The 24,293-nt window shown below is 68.7% G+C and carries 18 protein-coding genes and 1 riboswitch; of the genes, 10 read left to right on the forward strand and 8 right to left on the reverse strand.

The features are described from left to right. Positions 1-125: 125 nt before the first annotated feature. Genes ACWEO7_RS08270 through ACWEO7_RS08280 form a run of 3 tightly spaced genes read left to right on the forward strand, consistent with a single transcriptional unit; the run spans position 126 to position 7,347 of the window. The gene (locus ACWEO7_RS08270) at positions 126-422 is read left to right on the forward strand and encodes an acyl carrier protein (RefSeq protein WP_051021465.1); all 297 of its coding nucleotides are present in this window, start codon (positions 126-128) and stop codon (positions 420-422) included. Then, positions 419-5,488 carry an SDR family NAD(P)-dependent oxidoreductase gene (locus tag ACWEO7_RS08275; RefSeq protein ID WP_452421849.1) on the forward strand — a complete coding sequence of 1,690 codons (5,070 nt, stop codon included), beginning with the start codon at positions 419-421 and terminating at the stop codon, positions 5,486-5,488. Before ACWEO7_RS08270 ends, ACWEO7_RS08275 begins: the two co-directional genes overlap by 4 nt. Continuing rightward, positions 5,485-7,347 carry a fatty acyl-AMP ligase gene (locus tag ACWEO7_RS08280; RefSeq protein ID WP_452421851.1) on the forward strand — a complete coding sequence of 621 codons (1,863 nt, stop codon included), beginning with the start codon at positions 5,485-5,487 and terminating at the stop codon, positions 7,345-7,347. The genes ACWEO7_RS08275 and ACWEO7_RS08280 overlap by 4 nt, the downstream gene beginning before the upstream one ends. Before the next feature lie 21 nt (positions 7,348-7,368). Here ACWEO7_RS08280 and ACWEO7_RS08285 read toward each other — a convergent pair whose 3' ends face one another. The 3 genes from ACWEO7_RS08285 to ACWEO7_RS08295 form a co-directional block, all read right to left on the reverse strand. After that, positions 7,369-7,773 carry an RNA-binding S4 domain-containing protein gene (locus ACWEO7_RS08285; RefSeq protein ID WP_452421853.1) on the reverse strand — a complete coding sequence of 135 codons (405 nt, stop codon included), beginning with the start codon at positions 7,771-7,773 and terminating at the stop codon, positions 7,369-7,371. A gap of 3 nt (positions 7,774-7,776) precedes the next feature. Further along, positions 7,777-8,373, reverse strand: coding sequence for a C40 family peptidase (locus tag ACWEO7_RS08290; protein ID WP_452421855.1), 597 nt, complete (start codon positions 8,371-8,373; stop codon positions 7,777-7,779). A gap of 78 nt (positions 8,374-8,451) precedes the next feature. Next, positions 8,452-8,621, reverse strand: a riboswitch (cyclic di-AMP (ydaO/yuaA leader). Positions 8,622-8,840: 219 nt separating this feature from the next. Then, complete coding sequence (locus ACWEO7_RS08295) at positions 8,841-9,098, reverse strand: hypothetical protein (protein WP_355071090.1); 258 nt, start codon at positions 9,096-9,098, stop codon at positions 8,841-8,843. Positions 9,099-9,266: 168 nt separating this feature from the next. Between ACWEO7_RS08295 and ACWEO7_RS08300 the strand changes: the two genes are divergently transcribed. From ACWEO7_RS08300 to ACWEO7_RS08330, 7 genes are all read left to right on the forward strand, one after another. After that, positions 9,267-10,448 (forward strand): ATP-binding protein, encoded by a 1,182-nt coding sequence (locus tag ACWEO7_RS08300; RefSeq protein ID WP_355071089.1) that lies wholly within the window; start codon positions 9,267-9,269, stop codon positions 10,446-10,448. Between the two features lie 159 nt (positions 10,449-10,607). Further along, positions 10,608-12,563 carry an acyl-CoA dehydrogenase family protein gene (locus ACWEO7_RS08305; RefSeq protein WP_450019126.1) on the forward strand — a complete coding sequence of 652 codons (1,956 nt, stop codon included), beginning with the start codon at positions 10,608-10,610 and terminating at the stop codon, positions 12,561-12,563. A gap of 328 nt (positions 12,564-12,891) precedes the next feature. Next, positions 12,892-13,854 (forward strand): alpha/beta fold hydrolase, encoded by a 963-nt coding sequence (locus tag ACWEO7_RS08310; RefSeq protein WP_452421857.1) that lies wholly within the window; start codon positions 12,892-12,894, stop codon positions 13,852-13,854. 191 nt (positions 13,855-14,045) lie between these two features. After that, complete coding sequence (locus ACWEO7_RS08315; protein ID WP_452421859.1) at positions 14,046-14,333, forward strand: hypothetical protein; 288 nt, start codon at positions 14,046-14,048, stop codon at positions 14,331-14,333. 768 nt (positions 14,334-15,101) lie between these two features. Further along, positions 15,102-15,932 carry a hypothetical protein gene (locus tag ACWEO7_RS08320; protein WP_355071083.1) on the forward strand — a complete coding sequence of 277 codons (831 nt, stop codon included), beginning with the start codon at positions 15,102-15,104 and terminating at the stop codon, positions 15,930-15,932. A gap of 25 nt (positions 15,933-15,957) precedes the next feature. Continuing rightward, positions 15,958-17,898, forward strand: a complete 1,941-nt coding sequence (locus ACWEO7_RS08325) for a fumarate reductase/succinate dehydrogenase flavoprotein subunit (RefSeq protein WP_452421861.1) — start codon at positions 15,958-15,960, stop codon at positions 17,896-17,898. A 2-nt stretch (positions 17,899-17,900) separates the two neighbouring features. After that, positions 17,901-18,647, forward strand: coding sequence for a succinate dehydrogenase/fumarate reductase iron-sulfur subunit (locus ACWEO7_RS08330; protein WP_452421863.1), 747 nt, complete (start codon positions 17,901-17,903; stop codon positions 18,645-18,647). A 47-nt stretch (positions 18,648-18,694) separates the two neighbouring features. Here the strand turns inward: ACWEO7_RS08330 and ACWEO7_RS08335 are convergent, their stop codons facing one another. From ACWEO7_RS08335 to ACWEO7_RS08355, 5 genes are all read right to left on the reverse strand, one after another. Beyond that, the gene (locus tag ACWEO7_RS08335; protein ID WP_379249548.1) at positions 18,695-18,892 is read right to left on the reverse strand and encodes a hypothetical protein; all 198 of its coding nucleotides are present in this window, start codon (positions 18,890-18,892) and stop codon (positions 18,695-18,697) included. 89 nt (positions 18,893-18,981) lie between these two features. Continuing rightward, complete coding sequence (locus tag ACWEO7_RS08340) at positions 18,982-19,206, reverse strand: DUF397 domain-containing protein (protein WP_355071076.1); 225 nt, start codon at positions 19,204-19,206, stop codon at positions 18,982-18,984. A gap of 177 nt (positions 19,207-19,383) precedes the next feature. After that, the gene (locus tag ACWEO7_RS08345; protein ID WP_452421865.1) at positions 19,384-19,776 is read right to left on the reverse strand and encodes a DNA-directed RNA polymerase subunit beta; all 393 of its coding nucleotides are present in this window, start codon (positions 19,774-19,776) and stop codon (positions 19,384-19,386) included. A 284-nt stretch (positions 19,777-20,060) separates the two neighbouring features. Continuing rightward, positions 20,061-21,002, reverse strand: coding sequence for a DNA-3-methyladenine glycosylase family protein (locus ACWEO7_RS08350; RefSeq protein ID WP_452421877.1), 942 nt, complete (start codon positions 21,000-21,002; stop codon positions 20,061-20,063). Between the two features lie 343 nt (positions 21,003-21,345). After that, positions 21,346-24,135 (reverse strand): FAD-binding and (Fe-S)-binding domain-containing protein, encoded by a 2,790-nt coding sequence (locus tag ACWEO7_RS08355; protein WP_452421879.1) that lies wholly within the window; start codon positions 24,133-24,135, stop codon positions 21,346-21,348. Between the last annotated feature and the right edge of the window lie 158 nt (positions 24,136-24,293).

Consider the following 24,293-nt stretch of genomic DNA (forward strand, 5'->3'; position numbering starts at 1 on the left):
GTTCGCGAAAGAGCCGGGCAGGCAGCGGATATGCGACGTTGCTCCCGGCGGTTTCTGCGGCATAATCGCGGGGGTACCGTTCTCGAGCGGTAACACCAGCCGGGGAGACGGGGAGGGAGGACGCGATGCGGCCCGGTCTTCCGGACGGGCACAGTGGTGCACCGGAACACGACGGTTCGCTCGGCAATAGCCGACGCACCGCGCTCACTTGCGCCGCCGTCCTGGCCGTAGCGGATCTACTAGGCGTCGACGCCGCCTCGGTGTCGACCAACTCACCCTTTACCGATCTCGGCCTCGGTTCCACTCAGCTCGCGAGGCTGACCGCCCACCTCGAGGACGCCATGGGAGTCGAAGTTCCGCTCACCGCGATCTACGACCATCCGGACATCGAACAGCTTGTCGAGTATCTCGCGATGCGATGAGCAGCGCGGCTACTGATTCCGTCGGCTCGCATCCACCCGTCTCCATCATCGGCATCGGCTGCCGACTGCCCGGGGCGGCGAGCGTCGCCGAGTTCTGGCAGCTGTTGCTCGAGGGCCGGGACGCCACGTCCGCCCCGCCCGCCGGGCGGCTGGGCGCGCGGCGCGGCGGGTACCTCGCGGATGTCGAGTCCTTCGACAACGACTGGTTCGCCATCTCCGACCGCGAGGCCGCGCTGATGGATCCGCAGCAGCGGCTCGCGCTGGAAGTCGCGGTCGAGGCGCTCGACGATGCCGGGATCGGCTATCGCACGCGGGGTTCCGGCGCGGCCGTCGTCTTCGGCGCGTCGGGGTACGACCACGGCATCGCGGTGCTCGGCCGGGCGGGTCACGACGCGCCCTACGCGGTGACCGGGTCAGCGCTCAGCATCATCGCCAACCGATTGTCGTACGTGCTCGATCTGCACGGGCCGAGTCTGGTACTCGACAGCGCATGCTCGTCCTCGCTCGCCGCGGTCGACCTCGCGGTCCGGCTGCTCGCCGACGGCGCCGTCCCGTTCGCCATCGTGGGCGGCGTCAATCTCGTCTTGCTGGAACACACCTCGAACTACCTGGCCGAGGGCGGCTTCCTGTCGCCCGGCGGACGCTCGACGCCGTTCGACGTCGCCGCGGACGGTTACACCCGCGGCGACGGCTGCGCCGTGGTGATTCTGCAGCGCAGCGCGGACGCGGTACGCGAGGGCAACCGGGTGTACGCGGAGATCGTCGGAACCGCCGTCGGATCGGACGGCCGCTCCAACGGCCTGTACGCGCCGAACGGCCGCGCACAGCAGGAGACGTTGCGGGCCGCGTGGTCGCGAGCCGGGCGCCCGCCCAGCAGTGCGGGGTACATCGAATGCCACGGCACCGGAACGCCTTTGGGTGACGCGGTGGAGGTCGGCGCGCTCGCCGCCGCGCTCGGTGACGGCACGGACGACCCGATCTGGATCGGTTCGGTGAAGTCCAACATCGGGCATCTGGAGGCCGCCGCCGGAATCACCGGGATGGTGAAGACCGCGCTGTCCATCCACCACGGGGTGATCGCCCCGACGATCAACGTGCACACCGAGCATCCGCTGCTGCACTTGGCCGAACGCGGCCTGCGCGTGCCCACCGAGCCGGTGGACTGGAGCCGGGTGGACGCGACGGAACGCGTGGCGGGCATCAGCTCGTTCGGATTCGGCGGCACGATCGCGCATCTGGTGCTCCGCGGCGCCACGCGAGCGCGGCCCGAACACGATGCGCACTTCCCGATACTGCTGCCGCTCACCGCACGTGACGAGGAGGAACTGCGCGACCGCGCGCTGCGGCTGGCCGATGAATTCGACCGAACAGGGCCCTCCTTGCCCGAATCGGTCGCAGCGGCGGCGCGAGCGGTGCCGGAGCCGACCCGGGCCGCGATCCTCGCGCACGATCACGCCGACGCGGTGCACCGGTTGCGCACGCTCGGCCACGGCGACACCGACGCGGCGCTGGGCCCCGTGGCGCACCGCCGCCGTGGCGGGCTGTTGTTCCTGTTCTCCGGGCAAGGCGGCCAGCATCCGACGATGGGCCGTGCGCTGGCGGCGCGATATCCGGTCTTCGCCGCCGCGCTCGCCGAGGCGACCGACGCGATCGTGACGGCGGGCGGGCCGCGGGTCTGGACGCCGCGCCACGGTTTCACCTCCGCGGGTGCGGCGCAGGCCACCGATCTGGTGCAGCCCGCGTTGTTCGCCTTCCAGGTGGCGCTGGTGAAATTGCTGGCGGCATGGGGGATCCGCCCTGATGCGGTGGCCGGCCACAGTCTCGGCGAGATCGCGGCGGCGGCGGTGAGCGGCGCGCTGACCCTCGCGGACGCGGCGCGCGTGGTGGTGCTGCGCAGCGCGACGCTGGCGCATCTGGACGGGCGCGGCGCGATGGCAGTGCTGGAGGCGGCCCCGGGCGAGGCGGCCAAACTCGTGGAGCCGATGCGATCGGAAGTGGCCGTCGCCGCGATCAACGGCCCGAGGTCGGTAGTCGTGTCCGGCACCCCGCGCTATATCGACACGCTGGTGCGGCGGGCCACGCGCCGCAATATGTTCGCGCGCAGGCTCGCGGTCGACTTCGCCGCGCACAGCCCGCAGGTCACCACCGTGCTCGCGCCTTTCGTCGCGGCGTTGACCGAGATCACGCCCCTGACGCCGCGCCTGCCGGTGTATTCGACGGCGCGGCGCGGCGCGAAAATCACCACCGCCGCCATGGACCGCGACTACTGGACGGAGAATGCCGCGGGCACGGTGGAATTGGCGGCCGCGCTCGAGCGCGCGGCCGAAGACGGCATCGCCACCGTGGTGGAGATCGGCCCGCAGCCGGTGTTGCTCGCGGCGGTGCGGGAGTACCCGGACTTCCGCGACGGCACGCATGCGGTGGCGCTGCGTGATGACGAGGCGAGCGGCTTCCTCACCGGCGTGGCCGGGCTGTACCTGGAGGGGCGGCCGGTCGACTGGTCCGCGCTCGGCCCCTTCGGCGCACCCGTACCGCGGCAGTGGCGCAAGCGGAAATTCCCGCTGCTGCTGGCCGGACCCGCGAGCGCGCACGTCCCCGAATCCGCCTTCGCCGCCGAGGATCTGAGCCATCACGTGGTACAGGGCGACAACATCGTGCCCGCCGTCTTCTGGCTGCGGCGGCTGCTGCGGCTCGCCAAGGACACGGCGGGGGCGGCCGCGCTGGCCGACTTCGCCGTACACGAGAGGACCGATCCCAGCGCCCTGCCCGCGGTCGTCTATCGCGGGCCGGGAGCGGAGGAAAGCGTACGGGCGGAGGTCACGGGCACCGGAACGCTGGCTTCGGCCCGGCCCGCCGGTGACCCCACACCCGCGGATATCGTCGCATGGATGCGGGTGGTCGACGCAAACCGGGCCGCAAGACATCACATGCGCGTCATCACCACCGGCGTCTTCTACCAGGAATTGCGCCGCAGGCGGCTGGAGTACGGTCCGCGATTCCGCACGCTGCGCGGCATCGCCGCGGGCACCGGACGGGCGCTGGGCCTGTTCGACGCCGCCGAATTGCATCGCACCGCAACGCTGGACGGCTGCCTGCACGTGCTCGCCGCGGCGGTGTTCGACGAATTGCCCGGTACGTCGATTCCGCTGCCCATCGGCATCGACTCGGCCTGGCTGTCACATGAACCGAATCGCCACGTGCTCGAGGTGCACGCGCTGGTCCGCGAGCGCGCCGACACCGGATTGATCGGCGACGTCATCGCGACCGACCAGCACGGGGTGCCCTGTCTCGCCTTCTCCGGTGTGCACATTCGCTATGCCGACCCCACCGACGAGGAGGGGGTCGGCACCCTTCGCGCGGCGCCCGCCGAACAGGAGGCGTGGAACGCGCCCTTCCGTCAGGAGACCTGGGAGTCGCGCGATCCCGGTTCACTCGGGCTCGCTGACGCACCCGCGACCCTCGTGCGGCGCGCGGTGGTGGTCGGCGCCTCCGACCTCGCCGTCCGGCTCGCTCGCGCGCTGGACGCCGAGCTGCCCACCGAACGGATCGCGCGGGAACCGGACGACGCGAGCTCGCTCGTCAGCGCGGTACTGGCCGGGCGCAGCGGTGACCACGCCGTAGTGGTCGTCTGGCCCACCGGTTTCGGCGTGAGCGCGGGCAAGAGCGCCGCGGCGGCCGGTCGTGTCCTCGAACTGCTGCAACTGATCTCCGCTCACGACGCCACCGCGTCCGTGACGGTGGTACTGCCGCACGATGAACCGGCCCGCCCACTCCCGCGGCCCGATGAGCCCGCCGTGGCGGCCTCGGTCGTCCCCGCGGCGATCGCCGGACTGGTGCGCTCGCTGCAACTGGAGACGGGTCGTACGGTGCGCCTGGTCTGGGCCGACCCCGATCCCAGGAACCTGCCGCTGCTCACCCGCCTGGTGGCGACCACCGACAGCGCCGTTCCCGACGAGCTGCGCCTGTCGGCGGGCGAGACCGCGGTGCGTCGCTTCACGCCCGCGCGACCACGCGCCGTGCCGGCCGTCGGCGTCGACGCGAACGGAACATACGTCGTCACCGGCGGACTGGGCACGCTCGGCTCGGTCGCCGTGCGCTGGTTGCTCGACGCGGGCGCGCGCGACGTGGTGGTGCTGACCAGGGCGCCTCGCCCGGTGCCCGCGCTGCTCGACGGCTTGGAGGACCGCATCGTCGTGGTGCGCTGCGACGCCGCCGACCGGGACGACCTGGCCAACGCGCTCTGCGACATCCGGGCCTCCGACTCGATGATCCGCGGTGTCGTGCACGCGGCGGGCGTGCTGGAGGACGCCGGGTTCGACGCGATTACCCCGGGCCAGCTGACCAGGACGTTCCTGCCCAAATCCACCGCGGCGGGCAATCTGATCGAGCTCACCGCCACCGACGCCACCGACTTCGTCTTGCTGTTCTCCTCGGCCACCGGCGCCCTCGGTGCGCCGGGGCAGGCCGCGTACGCTGCCGCCAACGCCGCGATGGACGCACTCGCGCAGCGTGATCCGGGTAGACGGATCCTGAGCATCGGCTGGGGGCTGTGGGATTCCGGCCTCGCCGCGGCGGCAGGCGGCGCGAGCCATTTGCGTCGGGCGGGCATCGGCGCGTTCGACTTGCCGGGCGGAAGCGCCGTACTGTCCCGGGTCCTGCGCTACGACGGTCCATATCTCCTGGCGCTGGAGCACACGCCGACGACCGACACTTCCCCGATCGCGATCCGTTTGACGAATCTGCTCGTGCCCGTCGGCCGTCCCGGCTCCGCGCTCGCCCGCGCCGAGGCGAGTGAGCGCACGCGCGAGCCCGCCGAACCGCTGACCACGACCATCCGCCGCGTCCTGGCGAGCACGCTCGATCTGCCCGCCGAGCACATCGACGCCGGGGCCGACTTCAACGAACTCGGACTCAGTTCGCTGCTCGCGATCGAGATGCGCCGAAACCTGGAAGCGCGGCTGCGCGTCCGAATCGCGACCGCGGAGTTGTTCAAGCACCCGACCATTACCGCCCTGGGCGCCGCCTTGCTGGACCGGGTCGCCGCGAACACCGGAGAGACCTTGTGAGCCGCGGCGACCACGCGGCGGGGAATGGTCTCGCGACTGCGGTGGCCGCGTGGGCCGCCACCCGCCCGGACGAGCCCGCCTTCACCGAGCTGCGGTTCCGCGTCCAGGAACGCAAGCCCGTCACGCTGACCTACGCGCGCCTGCACGCCGCGGCGGGCGCGCTGGCCGCACGACTGCGGCAGGAAAGCGCCCCCGGCGACCGCGTGGGCATCCTCTGCGCCCACGGCATCGACTACGCGGTAGCGTTTCTCGCCTGCCTGTACAGCAATCGGGTCGCGGTGCCGCTGTTCCCGGCCGCGGGCGCACGCAACCGCGAACGCCTGCATGCCGTCCTGGCCGATGCCAGGCCTACGCTCAGCCTGCTCTCCGCTCACGACGAGATCACCGCGCCGATCTTGGGCACCGCGTTGGGCCGAGTACACACCGTGCCCGCGAATCCGGCTGTGCCGGAATGGGGTTCAGTCGAGGAAATCAGGTCCGGCGCGCCTACCGCGATGGCGTCGGCGAGCGTGGCCGACCCGATGGCACGCCGCGCGGGATCACTCGAGACACGCTTCGTCGCACCCGGCCTTCGTCCCGCCACGCCGTCGGCCGCACCGGTGATCGATCCGGTGTGCGACGAGCTGGCCTATTTGCAGTACACCTCCGGATCGACGAAGTCTCCCGCGGGCGTCCGGGTCACGCACGACAATCTCGCCACGGCGTTGACGCAACTCGGGCACGCCGTGTCGGTCGCGGACGATCGGCCCGTCGTGACCTGGCTGCCGTTCTTCCACGACATGGGTCTGATCCTCGGCCTTTCGCTGCCACTCTTCCTGGGCGTGCACGGCATCACGCTGGCGCCCGCCGAGTTCGTGAAGCGCCCCGTCCGCTGGCTGCGCGCGATCGCCGACTATCGCGCCGGTACCACGGGGTGTCCCAATTTCGGCCTGAAACTCGCGGTGTCCGGCACCACCCCCGCCGAGCGCGCCGGGCTGGACCTGTCCGGACTCGACATCGTGCTCAACGGCTCGGAGCCGGTCCGCGCCGACGCCTTGCAGGAGTTCACCGAAACCTTCGCCCCTTACGGTTTTCGCCATCACGCGCACACTCCCGGCTTCGGCTTGGCCGAGGCCACCCTGACGGTCACCGTCTGCGACCAGCGCGAGAACCCGGTATGGCACCGTTTCGACCGCGCCGCACTGTCCGAAGGCCGCGCGGTCGCGCTGTCCGAGGACGCGGCGGGATCCGTGGACGGTGTGCCGCTGGTCGGGTGCGGCGCACCCGCCGGACAACAGCTGCGGATCGTCGATCCGGTGCTCGGAACCGCGCTGCCCACTGGACGCGTCGGCGAGATCTGGGTGGCCGGAGACAATGTGTGCGACGGATATTTCGGGAGACCGGATGCCACGGCGGAGATATTCGGCGCCACGGTGCCGGGAACCGCTGCCCGCTGGCTGCGCACCGGCGACCTCGGCTTCCAGTACGAGGGCCAGCTCTACATCGCGGGCCGCCGCAAGGACGTCATCGTGGTCGACGGACGCAATCACTATCCCGCCGACATCGAGGCGACGGTGCAGGCATGCGCGCCCGAGGTCAGGCCGGGTCACGTGACGGCGTTCGGGCACGACGACGGCCTGCGCGAAGACCTGGTCGTTGCCGCCGAACTCGGCACGGTCGACGGACGCGAGCCGATCGAACTCTTCGCCCTGGCCCGACGCATCCGCACCGCGGTCGCGTCCACCCACGAGGTGATGCCCGGTGCGGTACTGCTCCTCGAGCCGGGACGAATCCCCAAGACCAGCAGCGGAAAGCTCCGCCGCGGCGAGTGCAGGGCACGCTATCTGGCGGGTCACCTCAGCCCGGTGGCCATGATCTGATCGGCGGTCGCCGGCTTTCGTTCAGTGCTCGTCTCGGCCCATGAGACGGTCGGTCTCGCGACGCTCACGCTTGGTGGGCCGCCCGGCACCGCGGTCACGGCGGGGCATGCTCGCCAGGATTTCGCGCGGGGGAGGAGGCGGACTGCGATCGATCAAGCACTGCGCGGCGATCGGAGCGCCGACCCGCTTGGTGACGATCCGCTCCACGATGACAATGCGTTCGATACCGCCCGCGCGGACGCGGACCTCGTCACCGGGACGCACGGGCTGTGCGGGCTTGGCTGTCGCGCCGTTCACCCGGACGTGCCCGCCACGACATGCCTCGGCAGCGGCGGATCTGGTCTTGAACAGACGCACCGCCCAGGTCCACGAATCAACGCGGGCCTGGGTGGCGGTGTTCTGGATGCCGGATTCGGCGCGGGCCACTCGTCAGACGATACGGCGTGCGGTGACCACCATGTCGGGGCGCAGCGGCGTGTAGGACACCGGCGTACCCGTCTGCACCGCGTTCAGGAGCTTGTTGTCGCCCGCGTAGATGCCGACGTGACCGCCGCCGTTGGTGATGACGATGTCACCCGGCTTCAGCTCGTTGTAAGCGACCGGAGCGCCGACGTGCGACTGCTCGAAGCTGGTGCGGGGAAGCTCGATGCCCGCCTGACGGAACGCCCACTGGACGAGACCGGAGCAGTCGAAGGAGCGGGGACCTGCCGCGCCCCAGGAGTACTGGGCGCCGACCTTGGTCCTGGCGGCGTCGAGGGCGATGTCACCCGGGGAGTTGCTCTGCTGCTGGCCGAACAGGCCCGGCAGCATGGGCGCGAAATTGGGAGCCTGAGGGGCGACTTCTTGCGGCGCCTGGGCAGGGGCGGAGGGAACGGTCGCGAGCGCCTGCTGGATCTGCTGATTGAGCTGCTGGACCGGCTGTTCCCATTCCTGCGGAACATCGAAATTGCCGACACCGGGAACGTTGATGGTCGCGGCCATGGCCGGAATCGCGGGCATGGCGCCGGTCGCGGCCACCGCACCCATGACAATCGCACCCTTGACGGAATTCGGAACCCGAGAATCCCGTTGCAAGCTGTGTTTACCCACCGAGCTACGTCTCCGATCTTGCTGCTCTCCCGCCGACCGGGTTAGCTGACGGGCTCGGGCCGGGAGAGCGGCCCTACCTCGCGACCTGAATCGGCCTCGAGGATTCACCCCAGACGAACCTGTGGGTCCCCGGTACGACAGCCGAGACCGGTTGGCCCCGACAGTCGTTAAGGCGGTAACTAGTGGCGCCGTTTCTCTTACGAAGCGACTGGTTCCACTAAGTCACGAAGAGATTACGGTGCCGACGCGATGTTGTCCACCCCACAGAGCTGCGTCTTTTCCATCACGACAGGAGCCCACCTGGATCGGCGGAAAATGGCCGCCCAAGCGAAGGTCACGGACTGATCTCGCCGAGCGGCGCGAGGTCACCGAAGGACAACGCCGGTCCATCCGACCACTCGGGTTCAGGGGCGCGTTCCGTGCACCGCGCGCTCGAGCTCGTCGATCCTGCGGCGCGCCTCGGCCAGCTCGACCTCGAGCTTGCCGAGCGCCATGACCAGCGGGCCGACCGCGAGATCGGCGACCAGCTGAGGATCGTCGTAGCCCCGCTCGATCGCGACGAGGATGTTGGACCGGATGCGCTGGGCCACCGTGGCGCCCGCCGGTACGTTCCAGGACCCGACTACCTCGGCGAGGCCGGCGAGAGGTGGTTCGTCGGACATGCCCCTCCCTTCCCGCGCTGCCGTGCCGCGCGACCGTTCTGGCGAACCGCAACCAGCCTAGAGAGCCGGCGGCGAGAGCAATAGTGCAATACGAAACGCTAAGGCTTTCTAGAACACGCCATAGATGTGCCCAGATTATCCGGACGAAACGCGCTACGGTGTCGGGGCATGGACCCCGTGCGGAATCCGTATGCCCCTGGGGCGGGACAGCGCCCGCCCGAATTGGCCGGGCGCGACAAGCAACTCACGGCTTTCGACATCGTGCTCGAACGCGTCGCGCGTGGCAGGCCGGAACGCAGCGTCATGCTCACCGGCTTGCGCGGCGTCGGAAAGACGGTGTTGCTCAACCAGCTTCGCTCGGCCGCCATCTCGCGCGGCTGGGGCACCGGCAAGATCGAGGCGCGCCCGGACCAGGAATTGCGCCGCCCGCTGTCCTCGGCGCTGCACATGGCGGCGCGGGCGATCGCGACGGCGCACCGCAATCCGGAACGGGTGGACGACTTCCTCGGCATCCTCAAGGCTTTCGCGCTGCGGTCCACTGCGGACAAGGGCATGCGGGAACGCTGGCAGCCCGGCATCGACGTGCCCGCGGTGAGCGGCCGGGCCGATTCCGGCGACATCGAGATCGATCTGGTGGAGCTGCTGGTCGAGGCGGCGGCGCTGGCCGGTGACATCGGCGTCGGCATCGCGATCTTCATCGACGAGATGCAGGATCTCGGGCCCGCCGACATCTCCGCGATCTGCGGCGCGTGCCACGAACTGAGCCAGGACGCCGCACCGCTGATCGTGGTCGGGGCGGGCCTGCCGCACCTGCCCGCGGTGCTGTCCGCCTCGAAGAGCTACTCGGAGCGACTATTCAGCTATCACCGTATCGACCGCCTGGACCGGGAGTCCGCCGACCAAGCGCTGATCGCGCCCGCCCAGCGCGAGGATGTGAAGTTCACCGACGAGGCATTGGACTCGTTGTACAGCAAGGCCGATGGCTACCCGTATTTCGTGCAGGCGTACGGCAAGGCCGCATGGGATCAGGCGCCGGAGAGCCCGATCACGGCCGAGGATGTGGAGGTGGCGTCGCCCGCCGCCGAGGAAGAGCTGGCGGTCGGATTCTTCGGTTCCCGTTACGAGCGGGCTACCCCTGCGGAGCGGGAATACATGCGCGCCATGGCCGACCTGTCCGGCGACGACGGCCCGGTGGCGACCGCGGCGGTGGCCAACGAACTCGGCCGCAAACCGGCTTCCCTCTCGCCCGCCCGGGACGGCCTGATCAAGAAAGGTCTCATCTATTCCGCCGAGCGCGGCACGATCGGATTCACGGTGCCGCACTTCGGCCGCTATCTGCGCTCGGTCTGAGCGGCCGCCTGCCACGCGCAGCGATTGATTGCCAACTATTCGCCCTTCTTTCAAGATCAATAGATATTCGTAGATTTATCTCGACCAGCAGGCCTACCGATGGGTAACAAACCCTCCTACACTCGGATGTGATCCTGATCACGTCCGAGGGAGGACACCATGGCGACAGCCGCGAAAGTCGACGCCACCGAAGAACAGGCCCGCGCACTGGTCGAGGAATCCCGCGAAACGAGCTGGGCCAAGCCGTCCTTCGCCAAGGAAATGTTCCTGGGGCGGTTCCGGCTCGACCTGATCCACCCGTATCCGGAGCCCAGCCCCGAGGACGCCGAGCGGACCGAGGCGTTCCTGTCCCGGCTGCGGACGCTGTGCGAGTCCATCGACGGATCGGTGATCGAAGCGGAGAGCCGGATCCCGGACGAGTACGTCAAGGGCCTGGCCGAACTCGGTTGCTTCGGCTTGAAGATCCCACAATCGTTCGGCGGCCAGGGACTTTCCCAGTTCGGCTACAACCGAGCGTTGATGCTGGTCGGCTCGGCGCACCCGAGCCTCGGCGTGCTGCTGTCCGCACATCAGTCGATCGGGGTGCCCGAACCGCTGAAGCTGGCGGGCACCGACGAGCAGAAGGCCGAGTTCCTGCCCCGCTGCGCGGCCGGGGCGGTCAGCGCGTTCCTGCTCACCGAGCCCGACGTCGGCTCCGATCCGGCCAGAATGGCCAGTACCGCGACGCCGACCGAGGACGGCGAGGCCTACCTGCTCAACGGCGTGAAGCTGTGGACGACCAACGGCGTGGTCGCCGAGTTGCTGGTGGTGATGGCACGCGTGCCCAAGAGCGAGGGGCACCGCGGTGGCATCTCGGCGTTCGTGGTCGAAGCCGACTCACCGGGCATCACCGTCGAGCGGCGCAACTCGTTCATGGGCTTGCGCGGCATCGAGAACGGCTTGACCCGGATGCACGACGTCCGGGTGCCCAAGCGCAACCTGATCGGCCGGGAGGGCGACGGCCTCAAGATCGCGCTCACCACGCTGAACGCGGGCAGGCTCGCCATCCCCGCGTTGTGCACCGCCGCCGCGAAGTGGTCGCTGAAGATCGCGCGGGAGTGGAGCACTCAGCGGGTGCAGTGGGGCAGGCCGGTCGGCGAGCACGCGGCCGTCGGTCAGAAGATCGCGTTCATCGCGGCGACGACGTTCGCGCTGGAAGCGGCGCTCGATCTGTCGGCCACCATGTCCGACGAGGGCCGCAACGACATCCGGATCGAAGCGGCGCTGGCCAAGCTGTGGGCCAGTGAGATGAGCTGCCGGATCGCCGACGAACTCGTGCAGATCCGCGGCGGCCGCGGCTACGAGACGGCCGCCTCGCTCGCCGCGCGGGGCGAGCGGGCCGTTCCCGCCGAGCAGCTGGTGCGCGATCTGCGGATCAACCGCATCTTCGAAGGCTCCAGCGAGATCATGCGGTTGCTGATCGCCAGGGAGATGGCCGACGCGCACATGGCGGCCGCCGGCGCGCTGGTCGACCGCAAGGCCGAGTTCAAGGACAAGGCGAAGGCCGCGGTCGGCGCGACTGGTTTCTACGCCAAGTGGTTCCCGCAGCTCGCGGTCGGCGCGGGGACGGTACCCGCGGCGTATACCGAGTTCGGCGTGCTGGCCCGGCATCTGCGATTCGTCGAGCGCAGTGCGCGCAAGCAGGCCAGGTCCCTGATGTACGCGATGGGCCGGTGGCAGGCGGGCCTGGAGTACCGGCAGAACTTCCTCGGCCGGATCGTCGACATCGGCGCCGAGCTGTTCGCGATGTCGGCGGCCTGCGTGCGAGCCCACGCGTTGCGCGCCGCCGACGCGCCGGAGGGCAAGGCGGCCGAAGAACTGGCGGACACCTTCTGCAGGCAGTCGCGGCTGCGCGTACGCGAGTTGTTCGACGCGCTGTGGGACAACACCGACGACGACGACCGCACCCTCACCCGCGGCGTGCTCGACGGCCGCTACGAATGGCTGGAGGGCGGCGTGCTCGACCCGAGTGAGGGGACCGGCCCGTGGATCGCGGAGTGGCAGATGGGTCCGTCCACCGAGGAGAACCTCCTGCATCCATTCCTGCCGTCCACGCGTCCCCGCGCGGAAGCCTGAGCGGTAGCGGACCCGCCGCACGCCCCCCAGCGTGCGGCGGGCGGTCGCTCGCGAACTATTCGCCAATATCGGAATTCCCCTAGAGAACCGCAGATTTTTCTCGCGAGCGTGCCGCACATAGCGATCAGGCAATCTAAAGCTATCTAGTTTTCCCACTACCATTTCGTAGATTTTTCTGTGCGGGCGCAGCCCAGCTGCTCGATCGACCGGCAGCCTCGGTTGGACAACGTGTGCGTAACGGCAGGTGTAGGGGGTTAACGGGGCGGAAATCCAGTGCGACATCTGGGCAAGAGGCGCCGAACATGCGCCGCGCCCACAGGAGGGTGCCATGTCCACGACCATCGCCCGCCGCACCGCCGATCACGACGGCCACCACGTCACAGTGCCGGCCGAAGACGGCGTTCCTCTCGCGGTCCGCGTCTTCGGCGCCGACGACGCCCTCGCGACCGTCGTCTTCGTGCACGGCCACTGCCTGCGCACCGAATCCTGGACCTACCTGCGCGAGCACCTCCTGCGGCAGTGGGGAGACGACACCAGGATGGTGTTCTACGACCATCGCGGCCACGGCGAATCCGGGGTGGCGCATCCGTCGACCTACACCATCGAACAGCTCGGGCAGGACCTGGACACCGTGTTGCGGACGGTCGCGCCGACCGGTCCGGTGATCCTGGTCGGCCACTCGATGGGCGCGATGGTCGTGCTCGCCTACGCCCGGCTCTACCCGCAAGCCATCGGCACGCGGATCACAGGTGTCGGGTTGCTCGCGGCCGCTGCCGCCGGGATCACCGAGGTGGGGCTGGCGCGCCTGTTGAACCGGCGGGCAGTGAACTCGCTGCAAGCCGCCGTCACGCACGCCCCGAGGGTGATGCAGGCGTCCAGGCACCTGACCCGCCGCCTGTTCACGCCGATCCTGCGCGAGGCCGAATTCGGCACGCGGAAGGTGAACCCGCGGATCGCCGCGCTGGCCACGGCCATGCTGAACGACACGCCGCTGCTGACCATGGCCGGATTCCTGCACTCGCTGATCACCTTCGACGAGACGGCGACTCTGCACCGGCTCGGCGCGATTCCCACGCTGGTGCTGGCGGGCTCGGCGGACCTCATCTTCCCGTTCGCGCACTCGGTGGCACTGGCCTCCCAGCTGTCCGGTTCCGAACTGGTCCGGCTCGAAGGCGCCGGGCACAGCGTGCTGCTCGAGCGGGCCGAAGAAGTCGCGCTGTCCATCGCCGGACTCGCCGAGCGCGCGTTCGCCGCGGAGCCATCGGGTGCCGGGTACGCCGCCGCTGGCTGAGCTCGGCAATCGATCGGCAACCATCGGATTTCGACCTCGCGCGAGCCAGGATCGGATTCTTTCGGTACTGTGTTGTAGATCACGTTGTGTGGTGGGTCACACGACTCGGTACAGCGCGGCGCAAGGCCAACGGGCAACCGCGCGTCACGGCACCGAGTTCGCATGTCCGCCAGGGAATTCAGGAGGTATCGATGACTCGCAGCGAATTCGCGGAACTACGCTACGCGGTCGGCCAACTCCGGCAATCCATCGGCGTACTCCGCAGCCAGTACGGCGACGCCAGCACGGTGCTGCGGTTGGAGAACGACCTCGAGCGCCTCGCCATCGACGCCGACGAACTCGAGCAGTCACCGCCGCCCGAGGTGCGGCGGACCGCCCAGGACGTCATCTACGTGCCGGACAGCAAGTCCGACGAGGCCGCTTGGATGGGCGCACAGGACGAGGGGCTCGGCTTCCACTCCCGTCCGCGGACGAAGTAGTTCCGGGGTGGGGCGGCGCGAGCCGCCCATCGCGGCACTGCCCGATACCTGCCGTGGCGGCCGCACCCGTGCGACCGGGCTGCGCGCGGGCCCGGCAACCTGGCGCCCGGCGACGCCGTGATCGCACAGTGCGCGATGGCTGTCTGAGCCGTATCGGTCCTCCGCACGACCCCGTTCGTGCAGCGATCCGCCATGGTGCGCAAGCTGCTCACCCCGCCCGGATACCGAGCGCGATGAAGGTACTCACCTTGCCCGGCGCGACGATCGAGTCGTTCTCCCGCGCACCGGCGCCGAGACTTCCACCCGTGTCGGTTCCCGCACCGGGCGTTCGGTCACCACGGCGGGCACACCACCGAGGCCGACACCCGGCGAGGCCGCGCGGCGCGTGCAGCCGCCTGCACCGGCGATCCGGTCGCACCCTGGCGTTGCCGGGTGCATTCGAGCAGGTCAACAGGTTGATTCCGGTCGGATATGGCCGACGATCAATGTCTTCGCACGACGGTTGAAGAGGCAATTCCGGCATCCGGTTTTTGCCTGCTCGAATCTTGTTTCGCGGAAGGTGACTTCGAAAAGTCCGGTTGGCCCGGAACCCGCGTAGACGAGCATGAGGCGTGCCTGATGTGGCGCAAATCATATGGTTGACGGCGGGGCATGTTTGTCGAGACCCCGTTCGATCAATAGCGCACGTGTCGTATGGTGCTCAGCATCACATTCGATCGCGGAGGTAACGATGACCACCCGCACACAAGATCAGCGAGGCATCCGCCTGTGAGTGCCGCACCGACCGCCGCCCCCGAAGCGGGCACCGGCGTATTCAGCAGAACAAGGGCCCGAATCTCGGATCGCACGTTGCGCACCGACCGATGGTGGATCCCCCCACTCGTCACGGTGCTCGGGCTAGCCGCGTTCGTCATCTACGCGACGATCAGATCGTATGTGCGCACGGCATATTGGGTCCCGGACTATCACTATCTGACCCCGTTCTATTCACCGTGCCTGAGCACTTCCTGCGTCGAGGGCTCCAGCCATTTCGGCACCCCCTTCGGCGATCTGCCCGCGATCCTGCCGCTGGGCTTCGTGGTGCTGCCCTTCCTGCTCGGTTTCCGCCTGACCTGCTACTACTACCGCAAGGCCTACTACCGGGCGGTGTGGTTCTCCCCGCCCGCCTGCGCTGTAGCCGAGCCGCACGCCAAGTACACCGGTGAGACCAGGCTGCCGCTGATCGTCCAGAACGCGCATCGCTACTTCTTCTATGTGGCCCTGGTGGTTTCGGTGATCAACACCTACGACGCCATCGTCGCCTTCCACGGCAAGACCGGCGGCTTCGGTTTCGGCCTCGGCAATATCGTGCTGCTGGTCAACGTGATCCTGCTGTGGGCCTACACGCTGTCGTGCCACTCGTGCAGGCACATCGCGGGTGGACGGCTCAAGAACTTCTCCGCGCATCCGGTGCGCTACTGGTTCTGGACTCAGGTCTCCAAGCTGAACACCCGGCACATGGCGCTGGCCTGGACCACTCTCGGCACGCTCGTGCTGACCGACTTCTACGTCATGTTGGTTGCCAGCCAAACGATTTCGGACCTGCGGTTCATCGACTGACCGCCTCATCGAGGAGTTTCTCTGCATGGCAGAAGTGGAACGGCACAAGTACGACGTCGTCGTGATCGGAGCGGGCGGCGCCGGATTGCGGGCGGTCATCGAAGCCAGGGAGCACGGCCTGTCCGTCGCGGTGGTGTGCAAGTCGCTGTTCGGCAAAGCGCACACCGTGATGGCCGAAGGCGGCTGCGCGGCGGCGATGGGCAACGCAAACGAGAAGGACAATTGGCAGGTCCATTTCCGGGACACGATGCGCGGCGGCAAGTTCCTGAACAACTGGCGCATGGCCGAATTGCATGCTCAGGAGGCGCCCGATCGAGTGTGGGAACTGGAGACCTACGGGGCGCTGTTCGACCGGACGGCGGACGGCCGCATCAGCCAGCGCAATTTCGGCGGCCACACCTACCCGCGGCTCGCGCATGTCGGCGACCGGACCGGCCTCGAGATCATCCGCACCATGCAGCAGAAGATCGTGTCGCTGCAACAGGAGGATTTCGCCGAGACCGGTGACTACGAGAAGCGCATCAAAGTCTTCGCCGAATGCACCATCACCGAATTGCTCAAGGACGGCGACCGCATCTCCGGCGCGTTCGGTTACTGGCGCGAATCCGGCCGCTTCATCCTCTTCGAGACCCCCGCGGTGGTCCTGGCGACCGGCGGCATCGGCAAGTCGTACAAGGTGACCTCGAACTCCTGGGAGTACACCGGCGACGGGCACGCGCTGGCGCTGCGCGCGGGCGCGACGCTGATCAACATGGAGTTCCTGCAGTTCCACCCCACCGGCATGGTCTGGCCGCCCAGCGTGAAGGGCATCCTGGTCACCGAGGGCGTGCGCGGCGACGGCGGGGTGCTGAAGAACACCGAGGGCAAGCGGTTCATGTTCGACTACATTCCGCCGGTCTTCAAGGGGCAGTACGCCGAGACCGAGGAAGAGGCCGACCAGTGGCTGCGCGACAACGACTCCGCTCGCCGCACACCGGACCTGCTGCCGCGTGACGAGGTCGCGCGCGCCATCAACGAGGAGGTCAAGGCCGGGCGCGGCACCGAGCACGGCGGCGTCTACCTCGACATCGCTTCCCGGATGCCCGCCGAGGAGATCGTGCGACGACTGCCTTCGATGCACCATCAGTTCAAAGAGCTGGCGGATGTCGACATCACGAAGGAGCCGATGGAGGTCGGGCCGACCTGTCACTACGTGATGGGTGGAGTCGAGGTCGATCCGGACACCGGTGCGGCCACGGTGCCAGGTCTGTTCGCCGCGGGTGAGTGTTCCGGCGGCATGCACGGGTCCAACCGCCTCGGTGGCAACTCGCTGTCCGACCTGCTGGTGTTCGGCCGCCGGGCCGGGCTCGGGGCGGCGGCCTATGTGGAACAGCTCGGCGAGCGGCCCTCGGTCGCGGACGACGATGTCACGAACGCCGCGAAGGCCGCCGTGGCGCCGTTCGATCCGCCCGCCGATGGCAAAGGCGAGAACCCCTACACCTTGCACACCGATTTGCAGCAGACGATGAACGACCTGGTCGGCATCATCCGCAAGGAACACGAGGTGCGCGAGGCGATCGACAAACTCGGCGAGTTGCGTGCCCGGTTCCGCCAGGTGACCGTCGAGGGCCACCGCCAGTTCAACCCCGGCTGGCATCTCGCGCTCGACCTGCAGAACATGCTGCTGGTCAGCGAATGCGTGGCGCACGCGGCGCTGCTGCGGACCGAGAGCCGCGGCGGGCACACCCGGGACGACCACCCGTCGATGGACCCCGACTGGCGGAACAAACTGCTGGTCTGCGCGGTGGATCCGGGCACGGCCGGCGATCCGATCCCCGGCGTCACCGTGACGCGAAAGGATCAGATCCCGATGCGATCGGACCTGCTCGCCCTCTTCGATCTCGGCGAGCTCGAGAAGTACTACACCCCGGATGAACTCGCCGGGCACCCGGCCGCGGCCGGGCAATCGACGGAGCGAGAGGCGTAACGATGGGTTACGACGCCAAATTCCGCGTATGGCGCGGCGATCTCGACGGCGGAGAACTGCAGGATTTCACCGTGCTGGTGAACGAGGGCGAGGTCGTACTCGACATCATCCACCGGCTACAGGCCACCCAGGCGCCCGATTTGGCCGTGCGGTGGAACTGCAAGGCGGGCAAGTGCGGTTCCTGTTCGGCCGAAGTGAACGGGCGGCCGCGCCTGCTGTGCATGACCCGGATGTCCACCTTCACCCAGGACGAAGTGATCACGGTGACGCCGATGCGCACCTTCCCCGTGATCAAGGACCTCGTGACGGACGTGTCGTTCAATTACGAAAAGGCGCGGGAGATACCGTCTTTCACGCCGCCCGCCGATCTCAAACCGGGCGAGTACCGGATGAAGCAGGTCGACGTCGAACGTTCGCAGGAATTCCGCAAGTGCATCGAGTGCTTCCTGTGCCAGAACACCTGTCACGTGGTACGTGACCACGAAGAGAACAAGAAAGCGTTCGCCGGGCCGCGCTATTTGATGCGGATCAGTGAATTGGAGATGCATCCGCTGGATGCGGGCGACCGCACCGAACTCGCCCAGGACGAGCAAGGGCTCGGTCTGTGCAACATCACCAAATGCTGTACCGAGGTCTGCCCCGAGCACATCAAGATCACCGACAACGCGTTGATCCCGCTGAAGGAACGGGTGGCCGACCGCAAGTACGACCCGCTGGTCTGGCTGGGCAACAAGCTGTTCCGCCGATAGGACGCCGGACAACCGGCCGGGGCGATCCCCGGCCGGTCGGCGCACCCTTACAACATGGCCACGACGCCGAGGGCCACGACCCACACCAGCAGGCCGACGAACAGCGCCGACAGCAGCGAGCTGGTGAGGACGAAGACTCCGACCGCCGACACCGCGAACAACAGCGCGACGATCAGCCATTCCACCCAATCGTCCGGCCGCAATTTCCGGTACCGGGGATGGGAACTCTTGAGCCCTCGGTCCACGGATGATGGATTACCCGTGTTCAGCCTCGACAAACGTCTTTTCGTTGTCGAAAATGTGTCATTCCGTGATCTACGAAGGCGGCCGTGCCTTATCGCGGCCGGTCGAACTCTCCGTCCTGCACACCGGCAGTGAAGGCGGCCCACTCCGCGGGCGTGAAGATCAGCACCGGCCCCTCGGGATCGTTCCCGTTGCGCATCCCCACGTGTCCGTCGGCGAGCAGCGCCACTTCGACGCTGTCGTTGCCCGCCCCTTCCCCGGCCCTTCGCCACGTGGCGCCGGACAGGTCGATGTTCGTGTTGCCTTGAATGCTCACGAGACGGACTCCTTCGCTATCTGCCGTGGGAGACGTGTGTACGGACCGAGAACCCAGCACCACCGCTGGCGCACTCACGCGCGCCCGATAGTACCGCCGCCGATCGGCGCTGTCGGGCGAACAACCCACGAAAACGGGCCGGTACTCCGGGTCGGCCACGTGATTCGCCGCCGACGCTCAGCGGCGGCGTGGTGCGGGCTCCGCCCACGCATGAATGGCCGCGACGACCACCCGGCCGGACGGGCGAAACCTGTTCCGTGGCGGCACAATCCAAGACCGAATCGCGCCGACCGACGCCGTCGGGGACGGCAACGCGATCGTCGACCCCGTGCGGCAGACCGAGACGTTGAGCCGGAACAACTCCGCGAACAGGCGCGTATCGTTTTCCGGCAGGTCCGGCGCGATCAGGAAGGTCCATCGATTCGAGCGCGGGTGCGCCAGGATCGGGCCCAGCCGCACGCTCTTGCTCTGCATGTGCGCCTTGACCGCCTGACCCAGACCGCTCGGCATGGTCAACGCCCACACCGACCCGGCGCGCATCACGATCCGGCCGAGTTCGGGCGGATCCACAACGGCGGGCAGATCGCATTCCCGCCGGTAGAACAGGCATCTGGCTCGTGGTGTATCCCCAAGTGGCCTCTGCTCCACTGACAACCCCCTGCAGTTGTGTGGTTCGACGATGAGGTGCGCGCCATACGGAACGCCTCTCGCTACCGTTCGCGTACCGATGAGAATGCGGCGATGGCCGAGTGTGGCGCGACTACCTCTAGTTTCGCTTTTCTCCGGCCGGAACCGACTGATAAAGAATGGGCAAAACTGCGGAAAAGTGAACGCGCCGAGGGGCCGCTGTGAACTCAGTGCCAGGTGTGATCGGTCAGCGGGGTGCGGGGGCCGAACTTCGGCTTGTGGAAGTGGCCGCTGATTTCCAGCAGGCGGATCGCCCGATAACGGTGCGGGCGCAGCGGCTCGAGGTATTCGACCATCGCATCGTCATCCATGGGACGGCCGAGCAGAGTCCAGCCGACCGCGGCGGACAGGTGATAATCGCCGACCGACAGCGCGTCCGCGTCGCCGAAAGCCCGCTGCGCGATCTCCGCGGCCGTCCATACCCCGATACCGGGGACACTGCACAACATTCGTGCCGCCTCGACCGGATCGACCAGGGCCGCCCGCTCCAGCGATTCGGCGATCCGAGCCGCGCGCACGATGGTCTGCGCGCGTTGCGGTCCGATATTGGCCCGGTGGTAGACCCAGGAGGGAACCCGCCGCCAAGTGTCCGCGTCCGGCGGCAGCCGCATTCCCTCCGGTGCGGGGCCGGGCGCCGGTTCGCCGTACTGCCGCACCAATTTCCGCCACGACGCCCACGCGGAGACGGTGTGCACCTTCTGCTCCAGCACCGACGGCACCAGGGCTTCGAAGACCAAGCCCGTGCGCAACATGCGCAGCCCCGGAAAACGGCGATGCGCGTCGACGAGTTTCGGATGATCCGGGAGAAACGCCGACACATCCTCGTCCAGGCAGAGCATGTGCTCGAGACCCGCGAGGAATTCCGCCGCGCCCGGCCCCCAGGCGCGGGCCTGCACAGTGCGCGGATCGGACTGGGCCAGGCGGTAGGTGACCGGCCCGGTCGGCAGACGGGAGGCGTGCCAGTGCGCGCCGTCGCCGGTTACCCGGTGGCACGGATCGCCGGTGCCGCGACCGAGGGGAGCGAGCGTGCACGCCAGATCGATAGGCCGATCCGTGGTCACGGTCCGGCTGGCTCCCGGCTCGACCGTCAGGCTGCGCACCCGAGACATTCTGCCCGGTGCGGCGCGCGGCACCGCGTCCCCCTCCACCGGGAGACGCGGATTATTATCTGAACCACACTTAAAGCCTTTCATACCAATCGCACATGATTATGGTTTCGCAATCAGATGTAACGGCATGAGATTCATGGCGATATTGTTTTCGTTCGGCAAATGTCTGGCAGTAGCAATGACGGAGGTTCTTCGATGATCACCAATCTGCTCAACTGGCTGCTCAACGCCTGGGGTGGAGTTTCCGCGGGCAGCTCGGGCTACCAGATTCCGCCGGGCACCCTGCCGTTCGGCAGCTGAACCGCGCGGCGCCCGCCCGGCCTGCCCGGCGGGCGCCCGAAAATCACTCGCCCAGAAGAAATTGCGCGATATGCCGCGCCTGGCGCCCAGCGAGGGACGCAGCCTGAGTGCGGCAGGAAAAGCCGTCGGCGAGGAGGATCGCGTCGTCTCCCGCGGCGCGCAGCGCGGGGAGCATGCCGTTCTCGGCCACTGCGACCGAAATGTCGTAATGGCCCGACTGCATTCCGAAATTTCCCGCCAGACCGCAGCACCCGGTGATTTCCGTCACCGTCACGCCCATACTGGCTAATAAATGGCGATCGGCATCGAATCCGAGAATCGCGTGCTGGTGACAATGCGGTTGAACCACCACCGATCGGCCGGTGCGCTGCGGCGGGCGCCAGGTGGGCTGATCGGCGAGGAATTCGGCCAAGGTGCGCACCGCGGCGGCGGTCGGGGCGGATCTGGGATCGTCCGGCAACAATTCCGTGAGGTCCGTGCGCAGAACCGCGGTGCAGGACGGTTCCAGTCCCACGACCACGCCACCCGCCTCCACGTGCTCCTGCAACGTGGTCAACGTGGCCCGCAACCGAGCGCGGGCGCCGTCGAGCTGACCGGTGCTGATCCAGGTGAGTCCGCAGCAGACGCGGTGCTCGGGGATCCGGACGCGGTAGCCCAAGGTGGCCAGCAGCCGCGCCGCGGCCAAGGCGATCTCCGGGTCGAACGCGTCGGTGAAGGTATCGATCCACAGCATCACCTCGCCGGAGACACCGCTTTCGGCCCGCACCTCGGGCGCGTAGGCGGACTCGGCCAAGCGCGCGCCTTCGTCCAGATCGCGCCAGATGCGGCGGAAGGTACGCGCGGCCAGGCGCGGCACCTCACGACGCGGGTCGATGCCCGCCGCCCGCAGCCCGGCTCGACGCAGCGCGGTACGGCCCGCCAGCGCGTTGACGACCCGCGGCATCCGGCTCGCGGCGGACAGCCATCGAGGCAACCAGCCCAGCGAATAGTGATCGGTCGGCCGGAGCCGGTGGCGGTAGCGGCGATGCAGCGTCTCCGACTTGTAGGTGGCCATGTCCACGCCCGCCGGGCAGTCCGACCGGCACGCCCGGCAGGACAGGCACAGATCGAGCGACTCGGCGACGGCCTCCGACGACCAGGGCAGCGCGCCGCGCACCACCTCTTGCAGCACCCTCGCCCGCCCGCGTGTGCTGTCCTTCTCGTCCCGGGTGGCCTGGTAGGACGGGCACATGAAACCGCCGTCGGCCCGGCATTTGCCGACGCCGACGCAGCGGTGCACCGCGACGCCCATATCGCCGTCGTCTTCTCCGAGCGGGTAACCGTTCGACGTGCCGACGTCACCGAGTCCGGCCAGCCGCAGGTCGGCATCGATCGGACGCGGCGCGACGAGCACGCCCGGATTCAAGATGTCGCCGGGGTCGAACAAGGCCTTGTACCCGGCGAAGACATCGAGCACCGCGGGGGAGTACATCGCCGAGAGCAACTCGGAGCGAGCCCGGCCGTCGCCGTGCTCGCCGGACAGCGAACCGCCGTGCCGGACGACCAGCTCCGCCGCGTCGAAGAGAAAGGCACGGAAGCGGTGCGGCGCGTCGGCGATCGGAAGATCGAGGCGGACGTGGATGCAGCCGTCGCCGATGTGCCCGTACAGCAGCCCGTCGACACCGTGCTCGCGCGTCAGCGCGGCGAAATCGCGGAGGTAGGCGCCGAGCCGTTCTGGTGGGACGGCCGCGTCCTCCCAGCCCGGCCAGGCCGGGCGCCCGTCCGGCGTGCGACCGGCCAGCCCCGCGCCGTCGGCCCTGATCCGCCACAGCTGCGCGGCGGTACCGGGATCGGTGACGATCCTGCTGTCCATCGCGCCCACCGTCTGGCATAGCCGCTGTGCGACGGCCAGCGCGTCGGCCTGCGTCGCGCCCGCGGTCTCCACGAACAGCCAACCGCCACCGCGCGGCAGGTCGGGCACCCTTCCCCGATGCGTCCGGACCACGTCGACCAGCCGCGCGTCGATGCCCTCGACCGCGATCGGCGCGCAGGCCAGCACGGCGGCGACATCGTCGGCCGCGGTGGCGATGTCCGGGTAGCCGAGCACCGTGAGCACGGTGGCCTCGGGCAGCTCGACCAGCTCGACGGTCGCGTCCAGCAGCAGACCGCAGGTGCCCTCGCTGCCGACGAACGCCTTCGCCGCCGACGCGCCGCGCTCGGGCAGCAGATGTTCCAAACCGTATCCGGACGCCTGGCGGTCGAAGCGCCCGAGATCGGTGCGCAGCACCGCGAGATTTGCCCGGCTGAATTCCGCGAGACCCGGCACCGCGGACAGGTCTGCGGCCAGTATGCGTTCGGTGCAGGTGCCGTCCAGGATGCGCAACTCGCGCACCGTATCGGAGGTGCGGCCCCACGCGACGGCACGCGGTCCGCACGCGTTGTTGCCGATCATGCCGCCGAGCGTGCAGCGATTCTGTGTCGAAGGGTCCGGTCCGAAGCGCAGGCCGTGCGGACGGGCCGCACGCTGTAACTCCGACAGCACCACGCCCGGCTGCACGGTGGCCACGCGCGCGGCCGCATCGATCGCCACGATCCGGTTCATATGCCTGCTGAAGTCGAGCACCAGCCCGGGACCGATCGCATTGCCCGCCACCGACGTCCCCGCGCCACGCGCGGTCACCGGCAGGCCCTCGGCTCGGGCGAACTCCAAGGTGACCGCGACGTCCTCGTCGGTCCGCGGAAAGACGACCGCCGCCGGGAGAACCCGATAGTTCGACGCGTCCGAGGAGTACTCCGCCCGCCGCCGCGCGGAGGTGTCGACCTCACCCGCGATCCTGCCGTGCAGCGCCGCCATACGGTTCACGGTGTTGATTTTTCCAGCGCCTGCGGCGCTGGGGGTTCGCGGGCTGTGTTGTTTGGCCACGCCTTCGGCGCGGCGTGTTCGCGGCCCTCTTGTGGCTCGCGTTTGCGCGACCGCCGCTTGCTCCTTCGTCGCCTACGCGGCGGCCGCGC

This window comes from Nocardia sp. NPDC004260 (assembly GCF_053603155.1).

Bases quoted from the DNA above. Each gene is read 5' to 3' on its own strand.
- ACWEO7_RS08310 (WP_452421857.1), top strand. From the start codon at position 12,892: ATGTCCACGACCATCGCCCGCCGCACCGCCGATCACGACGGCCACCAC.
- ACWEO7_RS08295 (WP_355071090.1), bottom strand. From the start codon at position 9,098: ATGTCCGACGAACCACCTCTCGCCGGCCTCGCCGAGGTAGTCGGGTCC.
- ACWEO7_RS08350 (WP_452421877.1), bottom strand. From the start codon at position 21,002: ATGTCTCGGGTGCGCAGCCTGACGGTCGAGCCGGGAGCCAGCCGGACC.
- ACWEO7_RS08300 (WP_355071089.1), top strand. From the start codon at position 9,267: ATGGACCCCGTGCGGAATCCGTATGCCCCTGGGGCGGGACAGCGCCCG.
- ACWEO7_RS08270 (WP_051021465.1), top strand. From the start codon at position 126: ATGCGGCCCGGTCTTCCGGACGGGCACAGTGGTGCACCGGAACACGAC.
- ACWEO7_RS08330 (WP_452421863.1), top strand. From the start codon at position 17,901: ATGGGTTACGACGCCAAATTCCGCGTATGGCGCGGCGATCTCGACGGC.
- ACWEO7_RS08355 (WP_452421879.1), bottom strand. From the start codon at position 24,135: ATGGCGGCGCTGCACGGCAGGATCGCGGGTGAGGTCGACACCTCCGCG.
- ACWEO7_RS08305 (WP_450019126.1), top strand. From the start codon at position 10,608: ATGGCGACAGCCGCGAAAGTCGACGCCACCGAAGAACAGGCCCGCGCA.
- ACWEO7_RS08325 (WP_452421861.1), top strand. From the start codon at position 15,958: ATGGCAGAAGTGGAACGGCACAAGTACGACGTCGTCGTGATCGGAGCG.
- ACWEO7_RS08275 (WP_452421849.1), top strand. From the start codon at position 419: ATGAGCAGCGCGGCTACTGATTCCGTCGGCTCGCATCCACCCGTCTCC.
- ACWEO7_RS08290 (WP_452421855.1), bottom strand. From the start codon at position 8,373: ATGGGTGCGGTGGCCGCGACCGGCGCCATGCCCGCGATTCCGGCCATG.
- ACWEO7_RS08315 (WP_452421859.1), top strand. From the start codon at position 14,046: ATGACTCGCAGCGAATTCGCGGAACTACGCTACGCGGTCGGCCAACTC.